Source organism: Clostridium sp. JS66 (assembly GCF_033561535.1).
Classification (GTDB): domain Bacteria; phylum Bacillota; class Clostridia; order Clostridiales; family Clostridiaceae; genus Clostridium_AM; species Clostridium_AM carboxidivorans.
Map to the genome: position 1 here is coordinate 5,068,499 of NZ_CP131467.1, position 20,750 is coordinate 5,089,248.

Sequence of the window (20,750 nt, forward strand, 5' to 3'; positions counted from 1 at the left end):
TGTAAATTTATTTTTTAACAAAATTTTTGAATTCTTTTTTCTAATAATCTTTGAATTTTTTCCACAAAAATTACAATTACTAGATAAATTAAAGTTACACATAAATATGCCTCAAAAAAGCGTAGGGTTAATGCAGCTTCCATTTTTGCCTTTGCCATTATATCTGCAAGACCTACTGTAAATCCTAATGCAGATCCTTTAATAATACCAATAAATTGATTTCCAAGAGAAGGTAGTGCTACAACAAATGCTTGTGGCAAAACAACACGTATCATTGTCTGATATTTTGTCATACTCATTGAATAACAAGCTTCAAGCTGTCCTACTTCCACAGATTCTAAAGCTGCTCTTAAAGTTTCTGCCATAAAAGAAGCTGTATTTAATGTAAGGGCAACTACAGTTGCTTGAAATGCTGTCATAGATTTTAGTGCTGGAATTACACAAGGAAGACCAAAATACAAGATAAATAGTTGTGCTACAAGTGGCGTTGCTCTAAAAAATGTAATATATACGCCAAATAATTGAGATATTCCCCACACTTTATAATATCTTACAATTGATATTACAATAGATAGTAGTAATGTAAATAATAAAGATACTAGAGATATTTCAATTGTTAATTTCAATGATGGTAAAACAATTGGAAATAGATTAATAAACCATTGAAAATCAAAATTCATTTATTTATCCTCCATACTATTTGCTGTCACTGTATTTACAAATTTTCTAATTCTCTCATTTGTACAATTTTCAAATATTTCTTTAGGAGTTCCCATTCCTGCAATATAACCATCTTCTAAAAAAATCATTTTATCAGCAACCTCTTTTGCAAATTTCATTTCATGAGTTACAATCAACATTGTTTTGTTATGTTCTGCTGCCAATTGTTTAATTACAGTTAACACTTCTCCAACTAATTCAGGATCTAAAGAAGAGGTAGGTTCATCAAATAAAATCACATTTGCATTCACAGCCATTGCTCTTGCAATTCCTATCCTTTGTTGTTGTCCACCAGACATTTCTTTGGGATATGCATCCCTTTTTTCTAAAAGTCCTACTTTTTTAAGTAAAGCAACTGCTATTTCTTCAGCTTCCTTTTTACTTTTCTTTTGTACCGTTACCATAGGTTCCATAATATTTTGTATAGCAGTTTTATTTTTTAATAAATTATAATTTTGAAAAACCATGGATGTTTTTTGCCTTAATCTATAAATATCTTTTTTAGAAGCAGTTTTAGCATCCACAGTAAAATCATCAATTGTAATTTTACCTTCTGTAGGCTTTACTAAAAAATTAAGACAACGAAGAAATGTGGATTTGCCTGTACCTGATGGACCAATCAATACTATAACCTCACCTTTTCCTATCTCAATATTAATATCTTTTAAGATAACAGATTGTCCAAATTGCATTTTTAAATGTTCAATCTTAATCATTTTTATGTTTCACCTAACCTTCTGTGTATTAGTAAACGTTTCCTTAAAGTCAACAACATATACTTAAATCATTCTATCTGCTTACTTTTTCATCCATTCTTTGACAATTATCTTCAAATATCATTATATTATTACATAATCATTGGTGTCAATTAATTATAACATTATTAAATGTTTGACATTCCAACCATAAATAATATTTATATTTAAAATTAGGCATAAATATTATCATTAATGCTTATATAACTTTAATATATTGAAAAATAGATATAACTTTCTTATACTATACTTAAGCACAAAATAAATTTTGGGGGTGTATCAAGTGGATAAAAATACTGAATGGGTCTTAGAACAGAAGATTAAAAGAACCATGGAAGCCTTAGAAAAAAATAATATGGAAGCCTATTTTGTAAAGGATAAAGAAGCTTTGATTGGTAAAATAAGCGAATTTGTAAAAGAAGGAGACACTGTATCCGTAGGAGGATCTATGACTCTTTTTGAAACAAAAATTATTGACTTTTTAAGATGTGGTAAGTTTAATTTTCTTGATAGATACGAAGATAACTTAAAACCTGAGGATATAAAAGATATTTTTAGAAAAAGCTTTACGGCAGATGCATATTTTGTAAGTAGTAATGCCGTTACTGAGCAAGGTGAATTATACAATGTAGATGGTAATGGTAATAGGGTAGCTGCCATGCTTTATGGACCAGATAAAGTAATTGTAATTGTAGGTATAAATAAAATTGTGAGCAATTTAGATGAAGCTATAGAACGTAATAGAAATTGTTCAGCTCCAGCTAATGCAAAAAGATTAAATAGAAATACTCCTTGTACTAAAGTGGGATATTGTATGGATTGCAATAGTAACGAAAGAGTATGCAACGACTATGTACTAATAAGAAGACAAGGTCAAAAAGGAAGAATAAAAGTTATAATAGTTGGCGAAAACTTAGGATATTAAAATTTAAGGACTATCCCAAATTTCTACTTTTGAGATAGTCCTTTTATTAAAAAAGACTATTCTCCAAAAGATTTAAATCTAAAATTTCAATTTTATTTTTTTCAAAATTTAATATTCCTTCTTCTTTCATATTAACCAATTCCCTTGATAATGATGGACGAGGTATTCCTAATTGTTCTGCCATTTCTTTTCTTGAATACTTCAAATTTAAAGTTAAGCTTTTTTGTTTTGAATACTCCTCTAAAATCAAATTTGATATTTTTTGCCTTATTGTCTGCAGTGACACATTTTTTAATTTTTTATTTAACATTAATATTTTATTAGATAAAAGAGTCATAAAATTGTTTAAAAATGCAAAATTTAAATTACAAAGCTTTAGAATATTTTCTTTAGATATAAATAAAATTTCAGTTTTGGAAGAAGAAACAATAGTCGCAGGATATACATTTTGATTTGAAAATATTATAACTTCACCAAAAATATGTGCTTCTTCTATTTTAGTAATTGTAACTATTTTTCCAGATTCATAAATATTTTGTACTTCAACACTTCCAGATATAACAATTCCTAAATTAGAGCAATCAGAACCTTCTACAGCCACAATTTCTCCTTTATTAAAGGATTTTTTTCTATAGTCTATATTATTTATCATATTTTCTATATCTTCTTTAGAAAAACCTTTAAAAACTATACATTTACTTAACACTGATGAAAAATTATTCATTTTTACTCTCCATTAATTTTTTTATTTTTGTAACATAAGTTACAGAACATTTTATTAAATTTTAATATAATAAAAACATAAAATCAAGATAATATTAGGAGGAAACAATAATGAAAAGAAAAATAGTTAGCATAGATGAAAAAAAATGTAATGGATGTGGATTATGCGTTGAAGGTTGTCACGAAGGCGCTATTGAACTTATAGATGGTAAAGCTAAACTAGTAAGTGATGAATACTGTGATGGACTTGGCGATTGCCTACCTCAATGTCCAACTGGTGCAATAGAAATTATTGAAAGAGAAAGTAAAGAATATGATGAGGAAGCTGTAAAAAAGAGAATGTCTGAAAGAGCAAATGAAAAATCTTCTTCAAAGCCAATGCCTTGTGGATGTCCAGGAACTATGGCTAAAAAAATCGAAAGAAAAACTTTAAATGTTGCTAATAATAATATTGTTAAAGCAAAAGAAATTAGTCTGGATGTGTCTATGCAATCTCAACTATCTCAATGGCCTGTTCAACTAAAATTAGTTAATCCTAATGCACAATATTTTAAAAATGCAAATCTTTTAGTTGCTGCTGATTGTACTGCTTATGCTTATGCAAATTTTCATAACGACTTTATTAAAGATCACATAACAGTAATTGGATGTCCAAAACTTGATGATAATGAATATTATAAAGAAAAACTAGCAGAAATTATTAAAAGCAATAATATAAAAAGCATAACTGTAGTAAGAATGGAAGTTCCATGCTGTGGAGGCATTGTAAGTGCTGTAAAAGAAGCTATGCTTAAAAGCCAAACAATTGTACCTTACAAAGAAGTTACAATTTCTACTGATGGAAACATATTATAATTTTCTATTTTGAACAATAATATAGCCTATAAAAACACCCTTATGTTATAATGTATGAGATTACATTAGACATAAGGGTGTTTTCTATATACAGCACCTTTTTATAATTAATAAATATAATTAGGCGGGTGTTAAATTTGAAAAAAATACTACATATAATAGCTCAAAGACCTGAAAAAACAGGCAGTGGTACATATCTTCAAGCTTTAATAGAGCAAGGAGAAAAAAAAGGCTATTGTCAAGCTGTAATAGCAGGTATCCCTGCAAATGAGCCTAATACATACTTTAAGACAGATGTTAAATTTTATCCTGTAGTTTTTGAAACAAAAACTCTTCCTTTTCCTGTAGTAGGTATGACAGACATTATGCCTTATAAAAGTACTATGTATAGAAAATTAAATGAAGATATGCTAAGCAAATGGAAAAATGCCTTTTCTGAAGTTCTTACAAAGTCAGTAATGGAATTTAAACCTGATGTAATAATAACTCATCATTTGTGGATACTTTCAGCAATGGTGAAAGAAATGTTTCCACTTATAAAAACAATAGCAATATGTCATGGTACAGACTTAAGACAAATGAATTTAGCTCCTAATTTTAATAATTATGTATCTAAATATTGCAGAAGTATAGACAATATAGCTGCTCTGCATGAAGATCAAAAAAATGAGATAATAAAAAAATATCAAATAGACCAAAATAAAATTACTGTAGTTGGAGTTGGATTTAATCCAAACATTTTTTATACTAGTGATACTGAAAAAAATATGGATAAGATAAAACTTATTTATGCTGGGAAATTAAATTTTGCAAAAGGAATTCCTTCCCTTATAAAATCTTATAATAAACTAGATATAGATAAAAATTCTATAGAGCTTATTTTAGCAGGCTCTGGCACGGGCAGCCAATTTAAAGCCATTGAAAAAATAGCTGAAGAAAGCAGATTAAAAGTAATACTAAAAGGCTCAATTCCTCAAAATGAATTATCAAAGCTCTTTAGAGAAAGTCATCTTTTTGTATTTCCATCCTTTTTCGAAGGACTCCCTTTGGTATTAACTGAGGCTCTTGCATCTGACATGTTAATAGTAACTACAAACTTGCCTGGTGTTAAAGATTTTTTCGGAGATTATATTAATAAAAAAGGGTTAATAGAATATGTTAAAATGCCCTCTTTGAAAAGTTTAGATGAACCTTTTGAAGAAGATTTACCTAACTTTGAAGAGGAATTTTCCAAGGCTATAGAAAATCAATTAGAAAAAATTAAAAATAAATACTATAAAAAAGACCCAAAAGTAAAAGAAGTTATAGATAATATGTCTTGGAAAGGTGTTTTTAATAAAATAGAGAATTTGTTTAATTCATAATTTACTTCAACATTGCTCATTGTGTACAACTTATTTTTAATACAATGGGCTTATGTTTTTTAATTGAATATAAATTTACATATAGAATATAAGTTTAAAGATAAAGGTACCCCATTCATATCTATATAATCCATGTCATAGTTGCCATCCCAAGGATAAATAGAAATAAATTTTTCATTATATACACTAATAACCATTTTCTCTTTATTAAATGTAAAAAATATTTTGTATGCAGGTTTATCTGGTAAATCTTTAGGTTTTGCGATAAAATTATTTTTATTAAGTGATTTAAGCATATTCTTAAATAGAAGCTTATTTTCACTATCTATTTCCTTTTCTTTGCTCAAATTTGTATCTACAGCTACACATTTGTATGAAGTTTCCAATGTTAAATCCTTAGCTAACAAATTAGTATAATAAAAATTATTAGGTTTATTTTTATTAAACATAATATTGCTTAAGTTATAATTGCATCCTACAAATAAAATAGCTATAATAAATGACATACTTAGGTAAAGCCATATTTTTTTCAATATTATCACCTCTAGAATAAAATTATGTTATAAAGATAATATTTATTACTCTCATATTTATTTGAAATAAGTTTATATAGGAGGCCTGAAATTTAAATATGAAATATAAAATAATAGCATCAGATATGGATGGAACACTATTAAATGATGATAAAAATATATCAAATTATAATTTAGCTATGATAAATAAGGCCACTTCCCTTGGAGTTAAATTTGTAATAGCTTCAGGAAGGGTCCCTGCTACTTTAAAATTTTATGAAGAAACTATAGGAAAAAATCAACCTATAATTTGTGCTAATGGAGCTATAGTTCTTGACCACAACAAAAATATAATTTACTCAAACCCTATTTCTAAAAATAACCTAATAAAAATTATAGATATTTTAAGAAAGTATAAAGATACATATTATCACTTCTATGATGGCGATGTTTTTTGTAGTGAACAGTTTGAATATAGTGCAAAAAAATTTTATAATTTCAATAGAAAAGTTGATCAAAAATATAGAATGGAAATAAGGCTTATAAAGGATGCTAAGGACTATATAATAAGGAGCAATTCAAATATAGATAAAATAGTAGTAATGGATAACGATATAAAATATTTAGAACATTTGAGATACAAAATAGAAAGTTTAAACGAAATTGAAACTACAAAATCTGAAATAAATAATTTAGAAATAATGGGTATAGGAAGTTCTAAAGGTACTGCACTAAAACTTTTAGCTAAATATTATGAAATACCTATAGAACAATGTATTGCTATAGGAAACGATGAAAATGATATTAGTATGATAAAGGCTGCTGGTGTTGGTATATCTATGGCTAATGGAAGAGATTCCTTAAAACAATATGCAAACTATATAACAGAAAAAAATAACAATAATGGTGGTATTGGTGAAATCATAGAAAAGTTCATATTAAATATTTAAAAATAGTGCAACACATTCCCTTGCACTATTTTTTAGTTTTAGAAACATTTTGTTTGCTAAACTTTGTCGTTATTTTCGCTATAGAAGATATAAAAAACACTCCTACAGCTATTGTTCCTGCAATATACAGTGTTTGAAGACCTAATGTTAAAGATGCATTTGCATTTCCTTGTACAGATTGAAACATAGTATTGTACATACCTCCACCAGGAACAAGAGGTATCATTGCACATATAATAAAGGTTGTAACTGGTGTTTTAATAACTCTTGCCATAATTTCAGAGTATGCTGCAGCTAATAGTGCAGCCATAAAAAAAGAAAAAATATTAGAAATGTGAAAATATGACGATGCTATTAGATAAGCTGACCAACTTAAACCTCCACCTAAAGAAGCAAAAATTAAATTTTTCCCTCTTATATTAGACAAAACTCCAAAGCATAAAGTGGCTATTAAAGTATACAAAACATTAAGCAACATATCTATACCCCTCCAAAATAGTTAAACCACAGTTTAAGAATAACTCCTGTACCTGCTGCTATAGCTATAGCAATTAAAAAAGCTTCAATTCCCCTTGAAATACCCGATATTAAATCCCCAGCTATAGTATCTCTAATAGCATTAGTTATAGCAAGACCCGGAACCAATAACATAATAGATCCTATTATGACTTTATCATAGTTTGCAGCAATACCAAAATGTGTAGTAAATAAAGCTATTAATGCAGTTAAAGCTCCACTTATGATATTTATAAAAAACTCATTAGTTTCTAGTGAATTAAGTTTTTCAGATGTTATCCTAATTAAACATCCTATTATAAAACCCACTGAAAAATCTCTCATATTCCCACCATAGACTAAAGTAAAAAATGCTGCCACCATACCTGAAAATAATATGTTTACCTTATTACTATAAGGTTTCGTAGAATCTACGTGTTTTAACTGATCTTCCATAAATTCCAATGTATATCCTTTATTTTTTATATTACGAGATATATCATTTACCATAGATATCTTTTCTAAGTTTAAAGTTCTTTTCTTAACTCTTTTCACAATTGATAGAGTCTGTTGATATGGTTGATCCGCAGAAGCCATTATAACAGTCAAGGTTACAAATGTGTCTACTCCATGTATACCATAAGCACTGCATATCCTTACTATTGTTTCCTCGACTCTATAAATTTCCGCTCCGTTTTCTAGCATTATCTTTCCAGCATAAGTTGCCACATTTAAAATCCTATTAACATCCATAATATATATGCTCCTTGACATAAATAACAAATCAATTTATTCCATATTCATAGGGTTATTATATCATAAAAATAAACATAACAAATTAACAGTTTGTATAAATATTAACAAAAATTTAATGAAATAATATGTTGCCAAAACATAAAAATGAACTTATAATTTTTATAATACTTTGTTGAAGTTTTTTTAAAAAACGGGGTTATTTATTATCTAATTTTCAATAAGTATTATAAAAAATTGCAACAAATTAATTACTAAGGGGGCAAACAAATGAATTTTAAAGAATTAGAAAAAACAGACAAAGCAGTTTTTGATGTTATTCAAAAAGAAGAAGATAGACAAGAGAAAGGTATAGAACTTATAGCTTCAGAAAACTTCACTAGCAAATCTGTAATGGAAGCTATGGGGTCTTTTTTAACTAATAAGTACGCAGAAGGATTACCTGGAAAGAGATATTATGGAGGATGCCATGTTGTAGACATAGTAGAAGATTTAGCAAGAGAAAGAATGAAAAAATTATTTAATGCAGAATATGCTAATGTTCAACCTCATTCAGGTTCTCAAGCTAATATGGCTGTTTACATGAGTGTATTAGAACCTGGAGATACAGTACTTGGTATGGACTTAACTCATGGTGGACATTTAACTCATGGAAGTAAAGCTAGTTTTTCAGGTAAACTTTATAACTTTATATCTTATGGAGTAAATGAAGAAACTGAAAGAATAGATTATGATGAACTTAGAAATTTGGCACTAAAAAATAAACCTAAAATGATAGTATCTGGTGCTAGTGCATATCCAAGAGAAATAGACTTTAAAAAAATAAAGGATATATGTGATGAAGTAGGAGCTTATATGATGGTAGATATGGCTCATATAGCAGGTATAATAGCTGCTGGAAAACATATGTCTCCAGTACCATATGCAGATTTTGTAACTACTACAACTCATAAAACTTTAAGAGGACCAAGGGGTGGAGCTATACTTTGCAAAGAAAAATACGTAAAAGCAATAGATAAAACAGTTTTCCCTGGAGTTCAAAGCGGACCTTTAATGCACATAATAGCTGGTAAGGCAGTATGTTTTGGAGAAGCTCTTAAAGATGATTATAAAACATATATAGACCAAGTATTAAAAAATTGTAAAGTTCTTGGTGATGAACTTACAAAGTACGGATTTAGATTAGTTACTGGTGGAACAGACAATCATTTAATTTTAATAGATCTAACAAATAAAAATATAAATGGAAAAGATGCTGAAAAGTTATTAGATGATGCTGGAATTACAGTTAACAAAAATACTATACCTTTTGAAAAACTAAGTCCTTTTGTAACTAGTGGATTAAGACTAGGAACACCTGCTGTAACTACAAGAGGATTTAAAGAAGAAGAAATGAAGAAAATTGCTTATTTCATAAATTATGTAATAGAAAATAGAGATAAAGATTTAAGTGAAATAAGAAAACAAGTATATGATTTATGTGCTAAATATCCTATTTATAAATAAAACTTAAATTATACTTTTAACTAAAATTCAAAATAAAAACAGTAGCATTAACCAATATTTATGATAATGCTACTGTTTTTTGTTTTCCAAAAACAAGAAATATTTCCTCCATAGCTACATATAATTTACTAACCAAAAAAATAAGGAGGAACTCTATGATTAAAAAAGGTAGTTTAATAGAAATCGAAGAAGTAAGTTATAGTGCTAACTATCCAGATGTTAAAGTTTTTATACGAGGAAATTGCTTAAGTAATTGTAATATAGGAGAAATAGTAAATATAAAAACTATCACCGGTCATATTATGAGTGGTATTGTATCTAAGTGTAAATTTCTCTATTATAATGATAAAAAAAATAGAAAGCATTCTAAAGAAATACTTCTAATAAATTTAAAAAAATAATAATTATCTTAATGCTATTTAGTGGACAAGATGCACTTTATAGTGTAAAATCTGTTATAATTATATAGTCAAATGAACTTTAATGTTGCTCAGTAGTAATTATTGTTAACTTCAATATGCTGCTGAGTAAAATTTTAATTACATAAATATCTCTATTAATATAATCTATGTTGTATATACTTCATTTAAAAAATTAAGAAATTTTTAATGATTTTTTTCACAAATAATTAATATATTTCATGTATAATTTTAAATATAGTTTTGTTTGACTTAGATGAATGTATTTAGGAGTATGCAAGCCTCTAAAAAGCTATAGATAAAACTCCTTTTTAAACTTAGAAGGGCGTGATAAAAATATGAAATTATTGAAAAAAAACTTAATTCCTTTAACTTTAATGTTATTAATTCCAATAGAAACTATTATTTATGGAGTTCTTAATAATTCTTTAAGGGGAGTTCACTATCTTGTAACCCCTATAGACAATTTTATACCTTTTCTAAAAGTATTTGTTATACCTTATTTATTATATTATCCATTTATAGGACTTACTCTAATATACTTATGTTTTTACTATAGAGAGGTTTACTACAAAACTATATGTAGCTTACTTTTAGGAATGCTCATAAGCTATCTCGTATATTTTATATTTCAAACTGCTACACCAAGGCCTGAATTACTAGGAAATGATTTTTTTACAAACGTTGTAAGATTTATATATGGTAAAGACAACCCTTTTAATTGTTTTCCAAGTATACACGTTTTGACTAGCTACCTTATGATTAAAGGTATCATGAAAAGTGAAGAAAAAAATTTATTAATTAAAGCTTGTATATGGTTAGTAGGTTTATCAATAATACTATCAACTCAATTTATTAAACAACATGTAATTTTAGATTTGATTTCTGGTATAATGCTAGCTAATGTTATCTATAGGATGGTGGATAATTTCAATTTAGAAATATTTCCTCTATGGATAAGAAAATTATACTCTTTGGATACAACCAAATAAAAAGATTTGCTAAAACATAATTTAGAAATAATATAAGAATGTAGTTTTTTATAAATTAACCAAAGTTTATAAAAACTACATTCTTATATTTTATATTTATTTTAAAACTTCTTTAAAAACACGCATTATATTTTTATAAGCTATCTTTTCTATATCTTCACTACCATAGCCTCTCTTAACTAAAATATCTAAAAGATCAGGCACTTTAGATGCATCTTCTAACCCTGGAGTTTGCAAACAATCACTTTTGGTAAAAGATAATGCTTCTGAATCTAAATATTCACAAAAATCAAATCCAAAACTGATATAATCAATTCCAATCAAGTCAGCAATATAATCAATATGATCTGCTAACTTTTCCAAACTAGGTTTTTGTTCATGTACAAACTCTGGCCAAGCATTCATACCAATTACACCCCTACGTTCTGCAATTGCTTTAATTTGATCATCTTTTAAATTACGACTAACAGAACAAATACTATATACATTAGAATGAGAAGCAATAAACGGCTTAGTGGAGTTTTCATAAATATCCCAAAAAGTTTTTTCATTTCCATGAGATGAATCTATTAGTATTCCCAAACTTTCCATTTTATTAAGTGCCCTAATTCCAAGTTCAGTTACCCCTCTTTCCTTATTAGGACTAGCTACCCCTGTAGCAAACTCATTTTCTTCATTCCAAGTAAGCATTGCATGTCTAACCCCTAAATTATACAGCATACTCAAAATACCAGCATTTCCTTTTAAACCGCTTAACCCTTCCATTCCTAATATAACAGCAAGTCTTCCAGAATTTTGTACATTCTTAATATCTTCAGCATTAAGTGCAATGGCTGCACACTCTTTTGATTCTCTAAACTCATCACAAGCTGCTCCCAAAATATTAAGCATTCTTTGCATTGGTTTATTAACAAAATTAGGATCAATCCACACTGCTAATATGGTACCTCTTACATTACCTTTTTCTAATCTTTTTATATGATAATTTTTTAAAATATCTTTTTCACCTTTCATTCTTCTATTTGTAATATCAATTAATATATCAGAATGACAATCAAATGTTTTCATAAAACTCTTCCTCTCTCTTGAATCATACTGTAGTTATCTACTTCTGCACATTATTGTCAATGGTTATTTTACTCATTTTTTCATATCTTGCATACATCACAATTGCAATTATTGAAAATATTACAGGTCCAGCTATCATCCAAATTGATGATGCTATATCACCTTTCAATGCAGGTTTAACTACTACAGTAACATTAGCTATTACAACAGTAAATGTAACTATTATTGTCCATAACAACGCACTACCATAGCTCTTATATATAACAAATGGTTTTTCAATACTTGTATCCTTTTTAAATTTAGCAAAAGCGCTTGACATAAATATATAAGGCAATGTAGTTGCCACATTTGTCATTAATACCAATTTATCAAAGAACTTAGAAGCACCCTGTCCACCTAAACTTAATATCAATATAAAGAAAACTATAAAAATACATTGAATCCACATAGCGTTTTTAGGAATGTCATCTTTGATTTCTGATAATTTTCCAGGCCATAACCTTTTTGGAGTACCTTCTATCAACTGTTTTAATGGTGAATATGAATATGAAATTAAAGCGCCTATATAAGTTAAAAACATTGATAATGCAACAAGTCTAGCTACCCAATTACCAACTGATACACAAGCAGCTTGGCTTAATGATAAACCTTGACCAATCTGATATCCCAAATTATTCATCATTATAATTGTTACATTAACCATATTTACATCTTTTCCAGACAGTACATTTTGCCAATTAGTAAATATACCGCAAGCAAATATACCCAATGAATATCCAATTCCAATAAATATAGATCCCATTAAAACACCCTTAGGAAATGTTTTTTCAGAGTGTTCAGTATCATCTGTAACTCCTGCAACTACCTCAATACCAGCATAAGCAAGTATAGCAAAAGAGATAAAGGATATTATTGATATAGCTGACGTATAGCTAGGATTAGGAGAACTTAGAAATGCTTGAGCATTAATAGGTTGAGCTATTTTCCCATGATTTAGTATAAACACAACTATTGCACCAATATATGCAACTATATTAATAAATGCAACAGAAATGCCACCTATTGAAGTTATTTTTGATACTTTGTCCAAGCCTTTAGTTGCTATAAATGTCAACAATATAGCAAATATTATTGATAACACTCCTAATGTTTGAGTTGAACCTATTCCTAACAATGACCATTTTGAAGTTGTATCTGTACCAAATAATATAGTTGAAAAATGAACCCATATAGAATTGCAAGTTAAAATTATCCATACCAACCATCCAACATACCACATAAATATAGATATAAATGCATATTTAGGTCCAATAATTCTCTCTAGCCAGGAATAAATTCCTCCTTTCTCATTTTTAAACGCAGCACCATACTCTCCTACCATAAATGCAAATGGTATAAGGTAAGTTATTGCAGCTAGTATATACCAAGGAATGGCAGCATATCCCATAAGCAAAAATGCTCTAGGGACATTGGGAAACATAAATACTGATGTAACAACCATTAATGACAGTGGTATTAATGTCAATTTTTTATTACCCTTATTCATATTTTTCCTCTCCCATATATTATTTTTTAATATGTTTTTACACTTTAATAAAAAACACTCCCCTCTTTATTTCTAAATGAAATATTTAAATATATTAAATATGAACTAACTAACTATATTTTCCATTAACTTCAAAAAATCCTTCTTTTGCTGTGTTTTTTATTATTACATTTATATAAAAAAACATTATTAAAAATATCAATTTCTAATAATGTTTCTTATAGTTTATACTAAGAATTTTATTTATAAAAAGTACTCTAATACTAACTATATTAAAAAAAATAAAATTTATTCTATTGTTAAATTTGTAAATATTTATTTTTAAATTCTAAATAACCATTTTTTCTTAGCCTACATGCCGGACATTCTCCACAACCATTGCCTTTAATTCCATTATAGCAAGTTAATGTTTCATTTTTTACTATATCAAGTACACCTAAATCATAAGCCATTTTCCATGTTTCAGCCTTATTAATCCACATTAATGGAGTATAAATATCAAACTGATAATCCATAGCCAAATTTAAAGTTACATTTAAAGATTTTATAAATACATCTCTGCAATCTGGATATCCACTAAAGTCACTTTGAGATACTCCTGTTATAATATTGTTTATATCTCTTTGTTTTGCAAATACAGCTACAAAGGTTAAAAACAACATATTTCTTCCATCTACAAATGAATTAGGAAGTCCACCACTTGGAGCCTCTTTATCTACCTTTATATCCTGTCTAGTTAAAGAGTTTGGCGCTAATTGATTTAATAAATTTAAATCTAAAATATGATGCTCCACATTGTATTTTTTACAAATGTTTTTTGCGCACTCCAATTCTAATTTATGTTTTTGATTATAATCAAAGGATACTGCTATAACTTCTTTAAACTTCTTCTTAGCCCAAAATAAACAAGTTGTACTATCTTGTCCACCACTAAATACAACTACTGCTTTTTCTTTATTCATAAAAATTCCTCCTAAACTCCTCTTTTATCTGGATCCCATATGATTTTATGAAGCTGCACTTGTAGATTAACTCCATTCATTTTATTATCCAGCATAAATTTAACAATTTCATCCATAGCAATTTTACCAAATACAGGACTAATATATACTCTAGTTTTTTCTACTAATTTATGAATATATATTATATTTTTAGCTTTTTCTAAATCTTCAATACTTCCTGTTACAAACTTAACTGTATCATTCTTCGTTAAATATTTTAAATTATCCATATTCATATTATTTTCCATATTACTTGATGGAAGTTTATAATCCATAGTAAAACTAGGTGGATTTTCTACTTTCAAAAATTTATCTACAGCTATACTACCATTAGTTTCTATTTCCACATATAAATTTTTATCTTCACAAAGTAATTTTAATAATTCCATAATATCTTGCTGCATTAAAGGTTCTCCACCAGTTAATGTTACATTTTTTATGCTTGTACTTTTTATATATTCATATATTTCTTTAGCATTAAACATTTCATAAGGTACGTCTTTTTCATTAGCCCAGAGAGTATCACAATAACTACATCTTAAATTACAACCTGCAAATCTTATAAAAACAGCTAGTTGACCTGACATAGGTCCTTCCCCATTGATGCTTATAAATTTTTCAACTACTTTAAATCCCATGTTTTCACCTCATCTACTCATAAACCGCGCAATTACTCGGAGTCTCATATACTACCGCTCTTTTCATGTTATATCCTTTTTCCTTCATAGTATCAAAAAAGAATTTAGCTAAATTTTCTGCTGTTGGCCTAAATTCAAGTTGAATTATTTTAAATTCATCTTCAATCAAACACTTTAAAGTTTCTTCTCTCATAGTTCCCTTTTGTATAATTAATGCATGGTCATAAAAACCTAACATTTCTTTGAGGTCACTTTTTAAATCTCCAAAGTCTACTACCATTCCATCCATTTGTCCACTATCTATCAAATTTTCTGACTGAACTTCAATCTCAACTCTCCATCTGTGTCCATGTATATTACTACACTTTCCTTTATATCCAGCAAGAAAATGTGCACTATCAAAGCTTAGTTCTACTTTTAAACTATACAATTAAATTCCTCCAAACTTTATTTCAAAAATTTACTTCCATAATAACAGCATCCTATAGCTCCATTAAATTGAGGCTCTTTAGCACATATTATTTCTTCATAATCATTTTTTAAGTAATGCCTTATAGACTCATTATTGGCAACCCCACCAGTCAAAACTAGTTTTTTACCTTTAAATTTAGATAAAAGAGGCTGAAGCCTTTTATATAAAGAATAATTTACACCTGCACATAACCTGTCCATACTTATACCTTCTGCTATTTTTCCAATCAACTCTGATTCTGAAAATACTGCACAGGTTGCATTTAGCTCCACTGGATTTTCATAATATTTGCTCATATTATTAATAGGTATTTCAAGTACATTTGCCATATTTTCTAAGTATCTTCCACAAGAAGCAGCACATTTTTCATTAAGTTCTAAATCTGTAGTTATTCCCTTTTCAACTTTAACTACCTTAACATCCTGTCCACCTACATCCAGCAATATAAAATCCTTCAATCCTGTTTGATAAAATGCACCATAAACATGAGCTTTAATTTCATTTATTGGTGTAAATGTATTAAGATTAATATTATTTCTGCCATATCCTGTAGACACTGCTCTATCTACTTTTTCTATATTCAACTTATTTAAATCTACTATAATTCTCCCATCATAGCTGCAATAATCCCTATAAAAACACATGGTGCTTATTTTTTTGTTTTCTATTAATTTTCCTTCTTCCATTAATGTAATCTTTACTTCCCTACTTCCAAGGTCTATTCCAAGAATTCTCACACTCTTTCCCCCTTTAAGTCTAGCAGCATATCAAGAAAGGCTTCTATTCTAAGTTTAGTTCTAGCATCTAATTCGTTTAATTTGTCTCCTTCAATATTTAGCATTGGAATATCAAGCTCTTCCTTTAGAACTATGTGTTCAACAGCTCTATAACAAAAAGCTTGTGTATAATGAATTATTCCATCTAATTTTCTTTCTTCAATTTGCTTTTTTAATTCTAAAATTCTAAAGTTTACATCATAAGGATAGGTATAATCATAATACTGTTCATATATATCCAAAGCTTTATCTCCTCTTGGAAATGCAAACTCTCTCTGAACTTCGTTATATACAAAACATGCATTAAAATTTTCTACAAATTCATATATATCTGTTGTCATAGGAGGAACCCCTATATATCCTAATCTAATTTTTTTATGTATGGGTTTTCTAGCTTTTACATCTAAAATTACTTTCTTAAGTTCATTTTCAAACCCATCAATATTAGAATTAAAATCACTGCAGCTTACCTGATATAAATGATTTTCAAACCCATTTATTTTATTATATTTATATGTTAATTCATCTATAGTTCTTGCTAAGCCCCTGACTTCATTCAGCCTTTTTCTAACCCTCTCCACGTCCTCTATATCAACTTGAAAAATATCCATAAATCTTTTTATTGCTTCTTTTACATCTTCTTTTTTATGGCTGTGAGGAAAAGAAAAAGGATATACCTTAATACCTTTTGATTTTAATACTTCTATAAGTGCCTTTGTATTAGAACAGTCTCCTTCTAAAACCCCAACGATTTCTTTAATATTGTTATGTAGACATGCTCCATATATTCCTTTAATCCATGTACATAAACTTCTTGGAAAACCATCTTTTTCTGCAATATCTATATATTTTGTATAGTCCTTTGAAATCACAAATATATTATTCAAGTCCACAGGGGTATATCCCGCAGCTAAAAGTACTTCTATTGGTACTGTAGTAGTTAAACCTATCTTTTTCACAATTAGCCTCTCCTTACTAATGATTTTTAAATTAGTACTTAATTTGACTGTTGCTTAATATAAACCAATAATTTATAGATTACTTACCATCATTTAGCAAAAAAGGGCAATAAAAAAGAGCATAACTGCCCCATAAACAAAAAACTACCTAACTCGGTAGCTTGGCCCTAGTTTTGTTTATAGACAGGATGGTACAAATGAACTGTCTTTGCTATTCTATTTAATTCTAGTTTATTTTAATATATTTATATAAGTAAGTCAAATTAATATTTATTCCAATTAACTTTCCACTAAATTTTTAATATCTACATTAAATTCTTCATTAGTATTTATAGCTTTAACCTTAGCTGTATTGCTTTTTTCATTAATATTTTGTATCCAGACAGGTCTTTCATTATATTTCACTTCTATTACGCCTAAAGATTCCACAATTTCAACAGCCTTTTTTGTATCCATAAACATGACCCCTTTTTTAAGTAATATTTGTTATATATTTTATCCTAAACAAATAAAAAAAATCCTCAGAATAAAATTTAGCCTTGCTGAGAATTTGTGTTATTTTCACAAATTAATATTTATAATAATTTATTTTTGATATTAATAAAAAATTTTATATTATAATTATAAACACTATTAACTCCGTAATCATAGGAGCAGTAACACATGTGAAAATAAATTCCATTATTCTTTTACTTTCTTTTATTATAGAATAATCCAACATTTTAATGGACTCTTTTGTATTCAATCTTTCATTGTTTTTTGACAGATTCTCAATACTTGAATTTCTCATTAATACCACCTCCACATTATAATTTCATACTTAAACTAAAGTAATCAAATTAGACCTGTGTATGAATTATATGCTTACAAGGTATTTCTATTTTAAACAATGACTTCTTATTTAATATCATTATATGTTTTTTATAAACATTTTGATATGAATTATTTGCAATTATAAATTCAAAATTATTCTTTATTATATATTTATTTAAAACTTTAAATTTCCAAGAAAATCAACAATAAAGCAGCAACTTTAAAAGAGAGTAATTTTGAAGTAAAACCTAAAATGTTATATTTCTTACACTCTAAGCATACTTCTTTTTACTCTCTCAACTATTATTTTAAAATTTTATTCCAATCTTTTTCTCTTATTACTCCATCTGCTCCTTGAGCACTCCATATTCCGGCTTTAACTTGCCACTCCTTAACTTTTTGCACTGTATTAGAATCCCATAATTCATTTTTAGGTGTTATGCCAATATACCATTTTATAAATTTAGTAGGTATAGGATTAGACGGCCACCCTGCTCCTATAGTTGGTTTGTTAACTATTTTATTCAACGCATTAACAAGAGCATCATCTATACTATTTCCACTAGGTAAATCAACTATATATCTAAACTGAGTTATAGCTTGTTTAGTTTTATCATCTAGTTTTCCCGTAGCATTATTTTCTCCCAATTCAAGGCAGCTAACTCTCTGCAAATCATGCTGAACAGATTTAATAAAATCAGGACTCATATTACTATCTGAAACTTGTCGTCCCGTAAGTCCCTGAACTATTGCATTAGCTATAGCCTCTGATCCTAACTGATTATATAAATCTGCATCACTTTTAGTATCTACAAAACATACTTCTATTAATATGGCAACTGGTTTACTATGCTTTATTACATACAAACCACTGCCATCTTTAACACCTCTATTGATAAAACCTAAAGATACTAGTGAACTTAAAACACTGCTAGCTAAAGTATTTCCTGCAGAACTCATGGCAAAAACTTCACTACCCTTTCCTCCACCAGCATTTAAGTGTATTGAAACTAAATAGTCTGCACTAACAGCACCATCACATCTTCGCTGTAGGCTGTCTGTAACACTTGAAGCAGTGTAAGGTCTTACATTCCATGCTTCATATCCTAATGACTTCAACTTGGATATAACTCTATTTCCTATATCTAAAGCACAATCCTGTTCAACTAGGTAGCCAACTGCTCCACCATCTCCACCTAAACTTCCATTTACATCTCCATGTCCAGGATCTATTGCGAATTTACTCATAAAAATTCACCTCCTGATTAATATATATGTTGTAAAATTTAAAATGTTATTATATAATTCAATCAAAAAGTTTTAAGCATAATTATAAAGAGAGGTATACGCCTCTCTTTATAATTATGCTTATTTCAGCAAAACTTCTAATTTATAACTCCAAAATACCGTTACTTTAATTTTGACACCTATCTCTACGATAGGTGGGTGCTTTCACAAATGTTTCTTTGAATATGCCAACATATGTTGGACTTATAGCTCAAATACACATTTAAATATTAAGCTCCCGTTCAAATGCTGTAGGTTCAAAATTAAAGCTTACAAATATTTTAGAAAAATTATCCTAGTAAATTTCCCCTATGAAAACCTTTTAATATCTTATTTACTTTTATTATATCAAATAATTATAGAAATGCAACAGTACTTTTATATAAAAATCAATAAATATTTTATATAAATTATAGTAAAGTAAGCTTTACATTTATAATATTTATGTGTATAATAAATGTAAAGCTTACTTAACATCCAAATGTATTTTCAATATAAATAAGTTATATTTTGCAGTTAATGTAAAGTTGACTTTACACGGAGGTGGCAATTTTTGAAAAACAAAATAAAGCAATTAAGAGAAAACTTTAATCTTACACAACAAGATCTAGCTGAAAAAGTTGATGTATCTAGACAAACAATTATTTCTCTAGAAAATGGCAAGTATAATCCTTCTATTTTACTTGCTCATAAAATAGCTAAGACTTTTAATCTATCCATTGAAAAAATATTTATATTTGAAGAGGAGGAATTTTAAATGGACGTTAATAAAGAAATAAAAAAAGGTATACTTTACTATGGCATTATGGCCGTTATTGGTCTTATAGCCTTATTTGTAGGATATGTTTTGAATTTTCAAAAGCATGCTATGTCTGGTTTAGCAATTGGCTTTACTCCTGTAGGAATAATTGGCATGTTGATTTACATCTTTGGAAAGGATAAGACTCAATTGATTAAAAGCGTAAAAGCAGAAAATGAGGAAAGAAACATTTTTATACGCAACAAAACTGGTTATAGAGCTTTCTGGATAACCTATTGGTATGTTTTTGCTGCTACCATTGGAACTGACTTCTTAAATATATCTGCAAGTAATTTATCTATAGCTACCTTAATTTTTATGCCTATAGTATATTTTATTACTATGATTGTATATCATCATAAATATTAGATTGCAAAACTATAAAATCCTGTACTCCAAAATATGAGTACAGGATTCCTTTT

General features: G+C 28.0%; 25 protein-coding genes and 1 other RNA gene. 9 read left to right on the forward strand and 17 right to left on the reverse strand.

Annotated elements, in window-relative coordinates:
- Positions 1 to 14: 14 nt before the first annotated feature.
- Positions 15 to 680 (reverse strand): amino acid ABC transporter permease, encoded by a 666-nt coding sequence (locus tag Q6H37_RS23405; RefSeq protein WP_318736993.1) that lies wholly within the window; start codon positions 678 to 680, stop codon positions 15 to 17.
- Positions 681 to 1,436 (reverse strand): amino acid ABC transporter ATP-binding protein, encoded by a 756-nt coding sequence (locus Q6H37_RS23410; protein ID WP_318736995.1) that lies wholly within the window; start codon positions 1,434 to 1,436, stop codon positions 681 to 683.
- 322 nt (positions 1,437 to 1,758) lie between these two features.
- Between Q6H37_RS23410 and Q6H37_RS23415 the strand changes: the two genes are divergently transcribed.
- A complete protein-coding gene (locus tag Q6H37_RS23415; RefSeq protein ID WP_318736997.1) occupies positions 1,759 to 2,400 on the forward strand; it encodes a lactate utilization protein in 642 nt (213 codons plus the stop codon).
- Between the two features lie 46 nt (positions 2,401 to 2,446).
- Here the strand turns inward: Q6H37_RS23415 and Q6H37_RS23420 are convergent, their stop codons facing one another.
- Positions 2,447 to 3,124: a Crp/Fnr family transcriptional regulator gene (locus Q6H37_RS23420; protein WP_318736999.1), complete on the reverse strand. Its 678-nt coding sequence runs from the start codon at positions 3,122 to 3,124 to the stop codon at positions 2,447 to 2,449.
- A gap of 110 nt (positions 3,125 to 3,234) precedes the next feature.
- Between Q6H37_RS23420 and Q6H37_RS23425 the strand changes: the two genes are divergently transcribed.
- Together Q6H37_RS23425 and Q6H37_RS23430 are read left to right on the forward strand one after the other, a co-directional pair.
- Positions 3,235 to 3,978 carry an ATP-binding protein gene (locus tag Q6H37_RS23425; protein WP_318737000.1) on the forward strand — a complete coding sequence of 248 codons (744 nt, stop codon included), beginning with the start codon at positions 3,235 to 3,237 and terminating at the stop codon, positions 3,976 to 3,978.
- A gap of 128 nt (positions 3,979 to 4,106) precedes the next feature.
- Positions 4,107 to 5,342 (forward strand): glycosyltransferase family 4 protein, encoded by a 1,236-nt coding sequence (locus tag Q6H37_RS23430; protein ID WP_318737001.1) that lies wholly within the window; start codon positions 4,107 to 4,109, stop codon positions 5,340 to 5,342.
- A 59-nt stretch (positions 5,343 to 5,401) separates the two neighbouring features.
- Here the strand turns inward: Q6H37_RS23430 and Q6H37_RS23435 are convergent, their stop codons facing one another.
- A complete protein-coding gene (locus tag Q6H37_RS23435) occupies positions 5,402 to 5,875 on the reverse strand; it encodes a DUF4883 family protein (RefSeq protein ID WP_318737002.1) in 474 nt (157 codons plus the stop codon).
- Between the two features lie 98 nt (positions 5,876 to 5,973).
- On the opposite strand from Q6H37_RS23435, the gene Q6H37_RS23440 reads away from it, so the two are divergent.
- A complete protein-coding gene (locus tag Q6H37_RS23440) occupies positions 5,974 to 6,804 on the forward strand; it encodes a Cof-type HAD-IIB family hydrolase (RefSeq protein WP_318737003.1) in 831 nt (276 codons plus the stop codon).
- Positions 6,805 to 6,829: 25 nt separating this feature from the next.
- Here the strand turns inward: Q6H37_RS23440 and Q6H37_RS23445 are convergent, their stop codons facing one another.
- Positions 6,830 to 7,282, reverse strand: coding sequence for a threonine/serine exporter family protein (locus tag Q6H37_RS23445; protein WP_318737004.1), 453 nt, complete (start codon positions 7,280 to 7,282; stop codon positions 6,830 to 6,832).
- Positions 7,283 to 7,284: 2 nt separating this feature from the next.
- The gene (locus Q6H37_RS23450) at positions 7,285 to 8,052 is read right to left on the reverse strand and encodes a threonine/serine exporter family protein (RefSeq protein ID WP_318737006.1); all 768 of its coding nucleotides are present in this window, start codon (positions 8,050 to 8,052) and stop codon (positions 7,285 to 7,287) included.
- A 270-nt stretch (positions 8,053 to 8,322) separates the two neighbouring features.
- Between Q6H37_RS23450 and glyA the strand changes: the two genes are divergently transcribed.
- The 3 genes from glyA (at position 8,323) to Q6H37_RS23465 (ending at position 10,969) form a co-directional block, all read left to right on the forward strand.
- Positions 8,323 to 9,558 (forward strand): serine hydroxymethyltransferase, encoded by a 1,236-nt coding sequence (glyA, locus tag Q6H37_RS23455; protein ID WP_318737008.1) that lies wholly within the window; start codon positions 8,323 to 8,325, stop codon positions 9,556 to 9,558.
- A 155-nt stretch (positions 9,559 to 9,713) separates the two neighbouring features.
- Positions 9,714 to 9,959 (forward strand): hypothetical protein, encoded by a 246-nt coding sequence (locus tag Q6H37_RS23460; RefSeq protein ID WP_007061430.1) that lies wholly within the window; start codon positions 9,714 to 9,716, stop codon positions 9,957 to 9,959.
- A gap of 356 nt (positions 9,960 to 10,315) precedes the next feature.
- Positions 10,316 to 10,969 (forward strand): phosphatase PAP2 family protein, encoded by a 654-nt coding sequence (locus Q6H37_RS23465; RefSeq protein WP_318737011.1) that lies wholly within the window; start codon positions 10,316 to 10,318, stop codon positions 10,967 to 10,969.
- Positions 10,970 to 11,065: 96 nt separating this feature from the next.
- Here the strand turns inward: Q6H37_RS23465 and Q6H37_RS23470 are convergent, their stop codons facing one another.
- The 11 genes from Q6H37_RS23470 to ssrS form a co-directional block, all read right to left on the reverse strand.
- Complete coding sequence (locus tag Q6H37_RS23470) at positions 11,066 to 12,037, reverse strand: dipeptidase (protein WP_318737012.1); 972 nt, start codon at positions 12,035 to 12,037, stop codon at positions 11,066 to 11,068.
- Between the two features lie 37 nt (positions 12,038 to 12,074).
- A complete protein-coding gene (yjeM, locus tag Q6H37_RS23475) occupies positions 12,075 to 13,583 on the reverse strand; it encodes a glutamate/gamma-aminobutyrate family transporter YjeM (RefSeq protein ID WP_318737013.1) in 1,509 nt (502 codons plus the stop codon).
- A gap of 299 nt (positions 13,584 to 13,882) precedes the next feature.
- Positions 13,883 to 14,545 carry a 7-cyano-7-deazaguanine synthase QueC gene (gene queC, locus Q6H37_RS23480; protein ID WP_318737015.1) on the reverse strand — a complete coding sequence of 221 codons (663 nt, stop codon included), beginning with the start codon at positions 14,543 to 14,545 and terminating at the stop codon, positions 13,883 to 13,885.
- 11 nt (positions 14,546 to 14,556) lie between these two features.
- The gene (gene queE / locus Q6H37_RS23485; protein WP_318737016.1) at positions 14,557 to 15,222 is read right to left on the reverse strand and encodes a putative 7-carboxy-7-deazaguanine synthase QueE; all 666 of its coding nucleotides are present in this window, start codon (positions 15,220 to 15,222) and stop codon (positions 14,557 to 14,559) included.
- A gap of 13 nt (positions 15,223 to 15,235) precedes the next feature.
- On the reverse strand, positions 15,236 to 15,652 hold the full coding sequence (gene queD / locus Q6H37_RS23490; RefSeq protein ID WP_318737018.1) for a 6-carboxytetrahydropterin synthase QueD: 417 nt from the start codon (positions 15,650 to 15,652) through the stop codon (positions 15,236 to 15,238).
- A 17-nt stretch (positions 15,653 to 15,669) separates the two neighbouring features.
- Complete coding sequence (locus Q6H37_RS23495; protein ID WP_318737020.1) at positions 15,670 to 16,431, reverse strand: acyl-CoA dehydratase activase; 762 nt, start codon at positions 16,429 to 16,431, stop codon at positions 15,670 to 15,672.
- Entirely contained in the window at positions 16,428 to 17,429 is a 1,002-nt protein-coding gene (locus Q6H37_RS23500) for a 2-hydroxyacyl-CoA dehydratase family protein (protein ID WP_318737021.1), read from the reverse strand. The genes Q6H37_RS23495 and Q6H37_RS23500 overlap by 4 nt, the downstream gene beginning before the upstream one ends.
- Before the next feature lie 279 nt (positions 17,430 to 17,708).
- Positions 17,709 to 17,885, reverse strand: coding sequence for an H-type small acid-soluble spore protein (locus Q6H37_RS23505; RefSeq protein ID WP_318737023.1), 177 nt, complete (start codon positions 17,883 to 17,885; stop codon positions 17,709 to 17,711).
- Between the two features lie 154 nt (positions 17,886 to 18,039).
- Entirely contained in the window at positions 18,040 to 18,219 is a 180-nt protein-coding gene (locus Q6H37_RS23510; RefSeq protein WP_318737024.1) for a hypothetical protein, read from the reverse strand.
- Between the two features lie 326 nt (positions 18,220 to 18,545).
- Positions 18,546 to 19,490 (reverse strand): N-acetylmuramoyl-L-alanine amidase, encoded by a 945-nt coding sequence (locus tag Q6H37_RS23515; protein ID WP_318737025.1) that lies wholly within the window; start codon positions 19,488 to 19,490, stop codon positions 18,546 to 18,548.
- Between the two features lie 143 nt (positions 19,491 to 19,633).
- A non-coding RNA gene (gene ssrS / locus Q6H37_RS23520) (6S RNA) lies at positions 19,634 to 19,820 on the reverse strand.
- 262 nt (positions 19,821 to 20,082) lie between these two features.
- On the opposite strand from ssrS, the gene Q6H37_RS23525 reads away from it, so the two are divergent.
- Positions 20,083 to 20,286 (forward strand): helix-turn-helix transcriptional regulator, encoded by a 204-nt coding sequence (locus Q6H37_RS23525; protein WP_318737027.1) that lies wholly within the window; start codon positions 20,083 to 20,085, stop codon positions 20,284 to 20,286.
- The gene (locus tag Q6H37_RS23530) at positions 20,287 to 20,697 is read left to right on the forward strand and encodes a hypothetical protein (protein ID WP_318737029.1); all 411 of its coding nucleotides are present in this window, start codon (positions 20,287 to 20,289) and stop codon (positions 20,695 to 20,697) included. It abuts the gene before it with no gap.
- Positions 20,698 to 20,750: the final 53 nt, after the last annotated feature.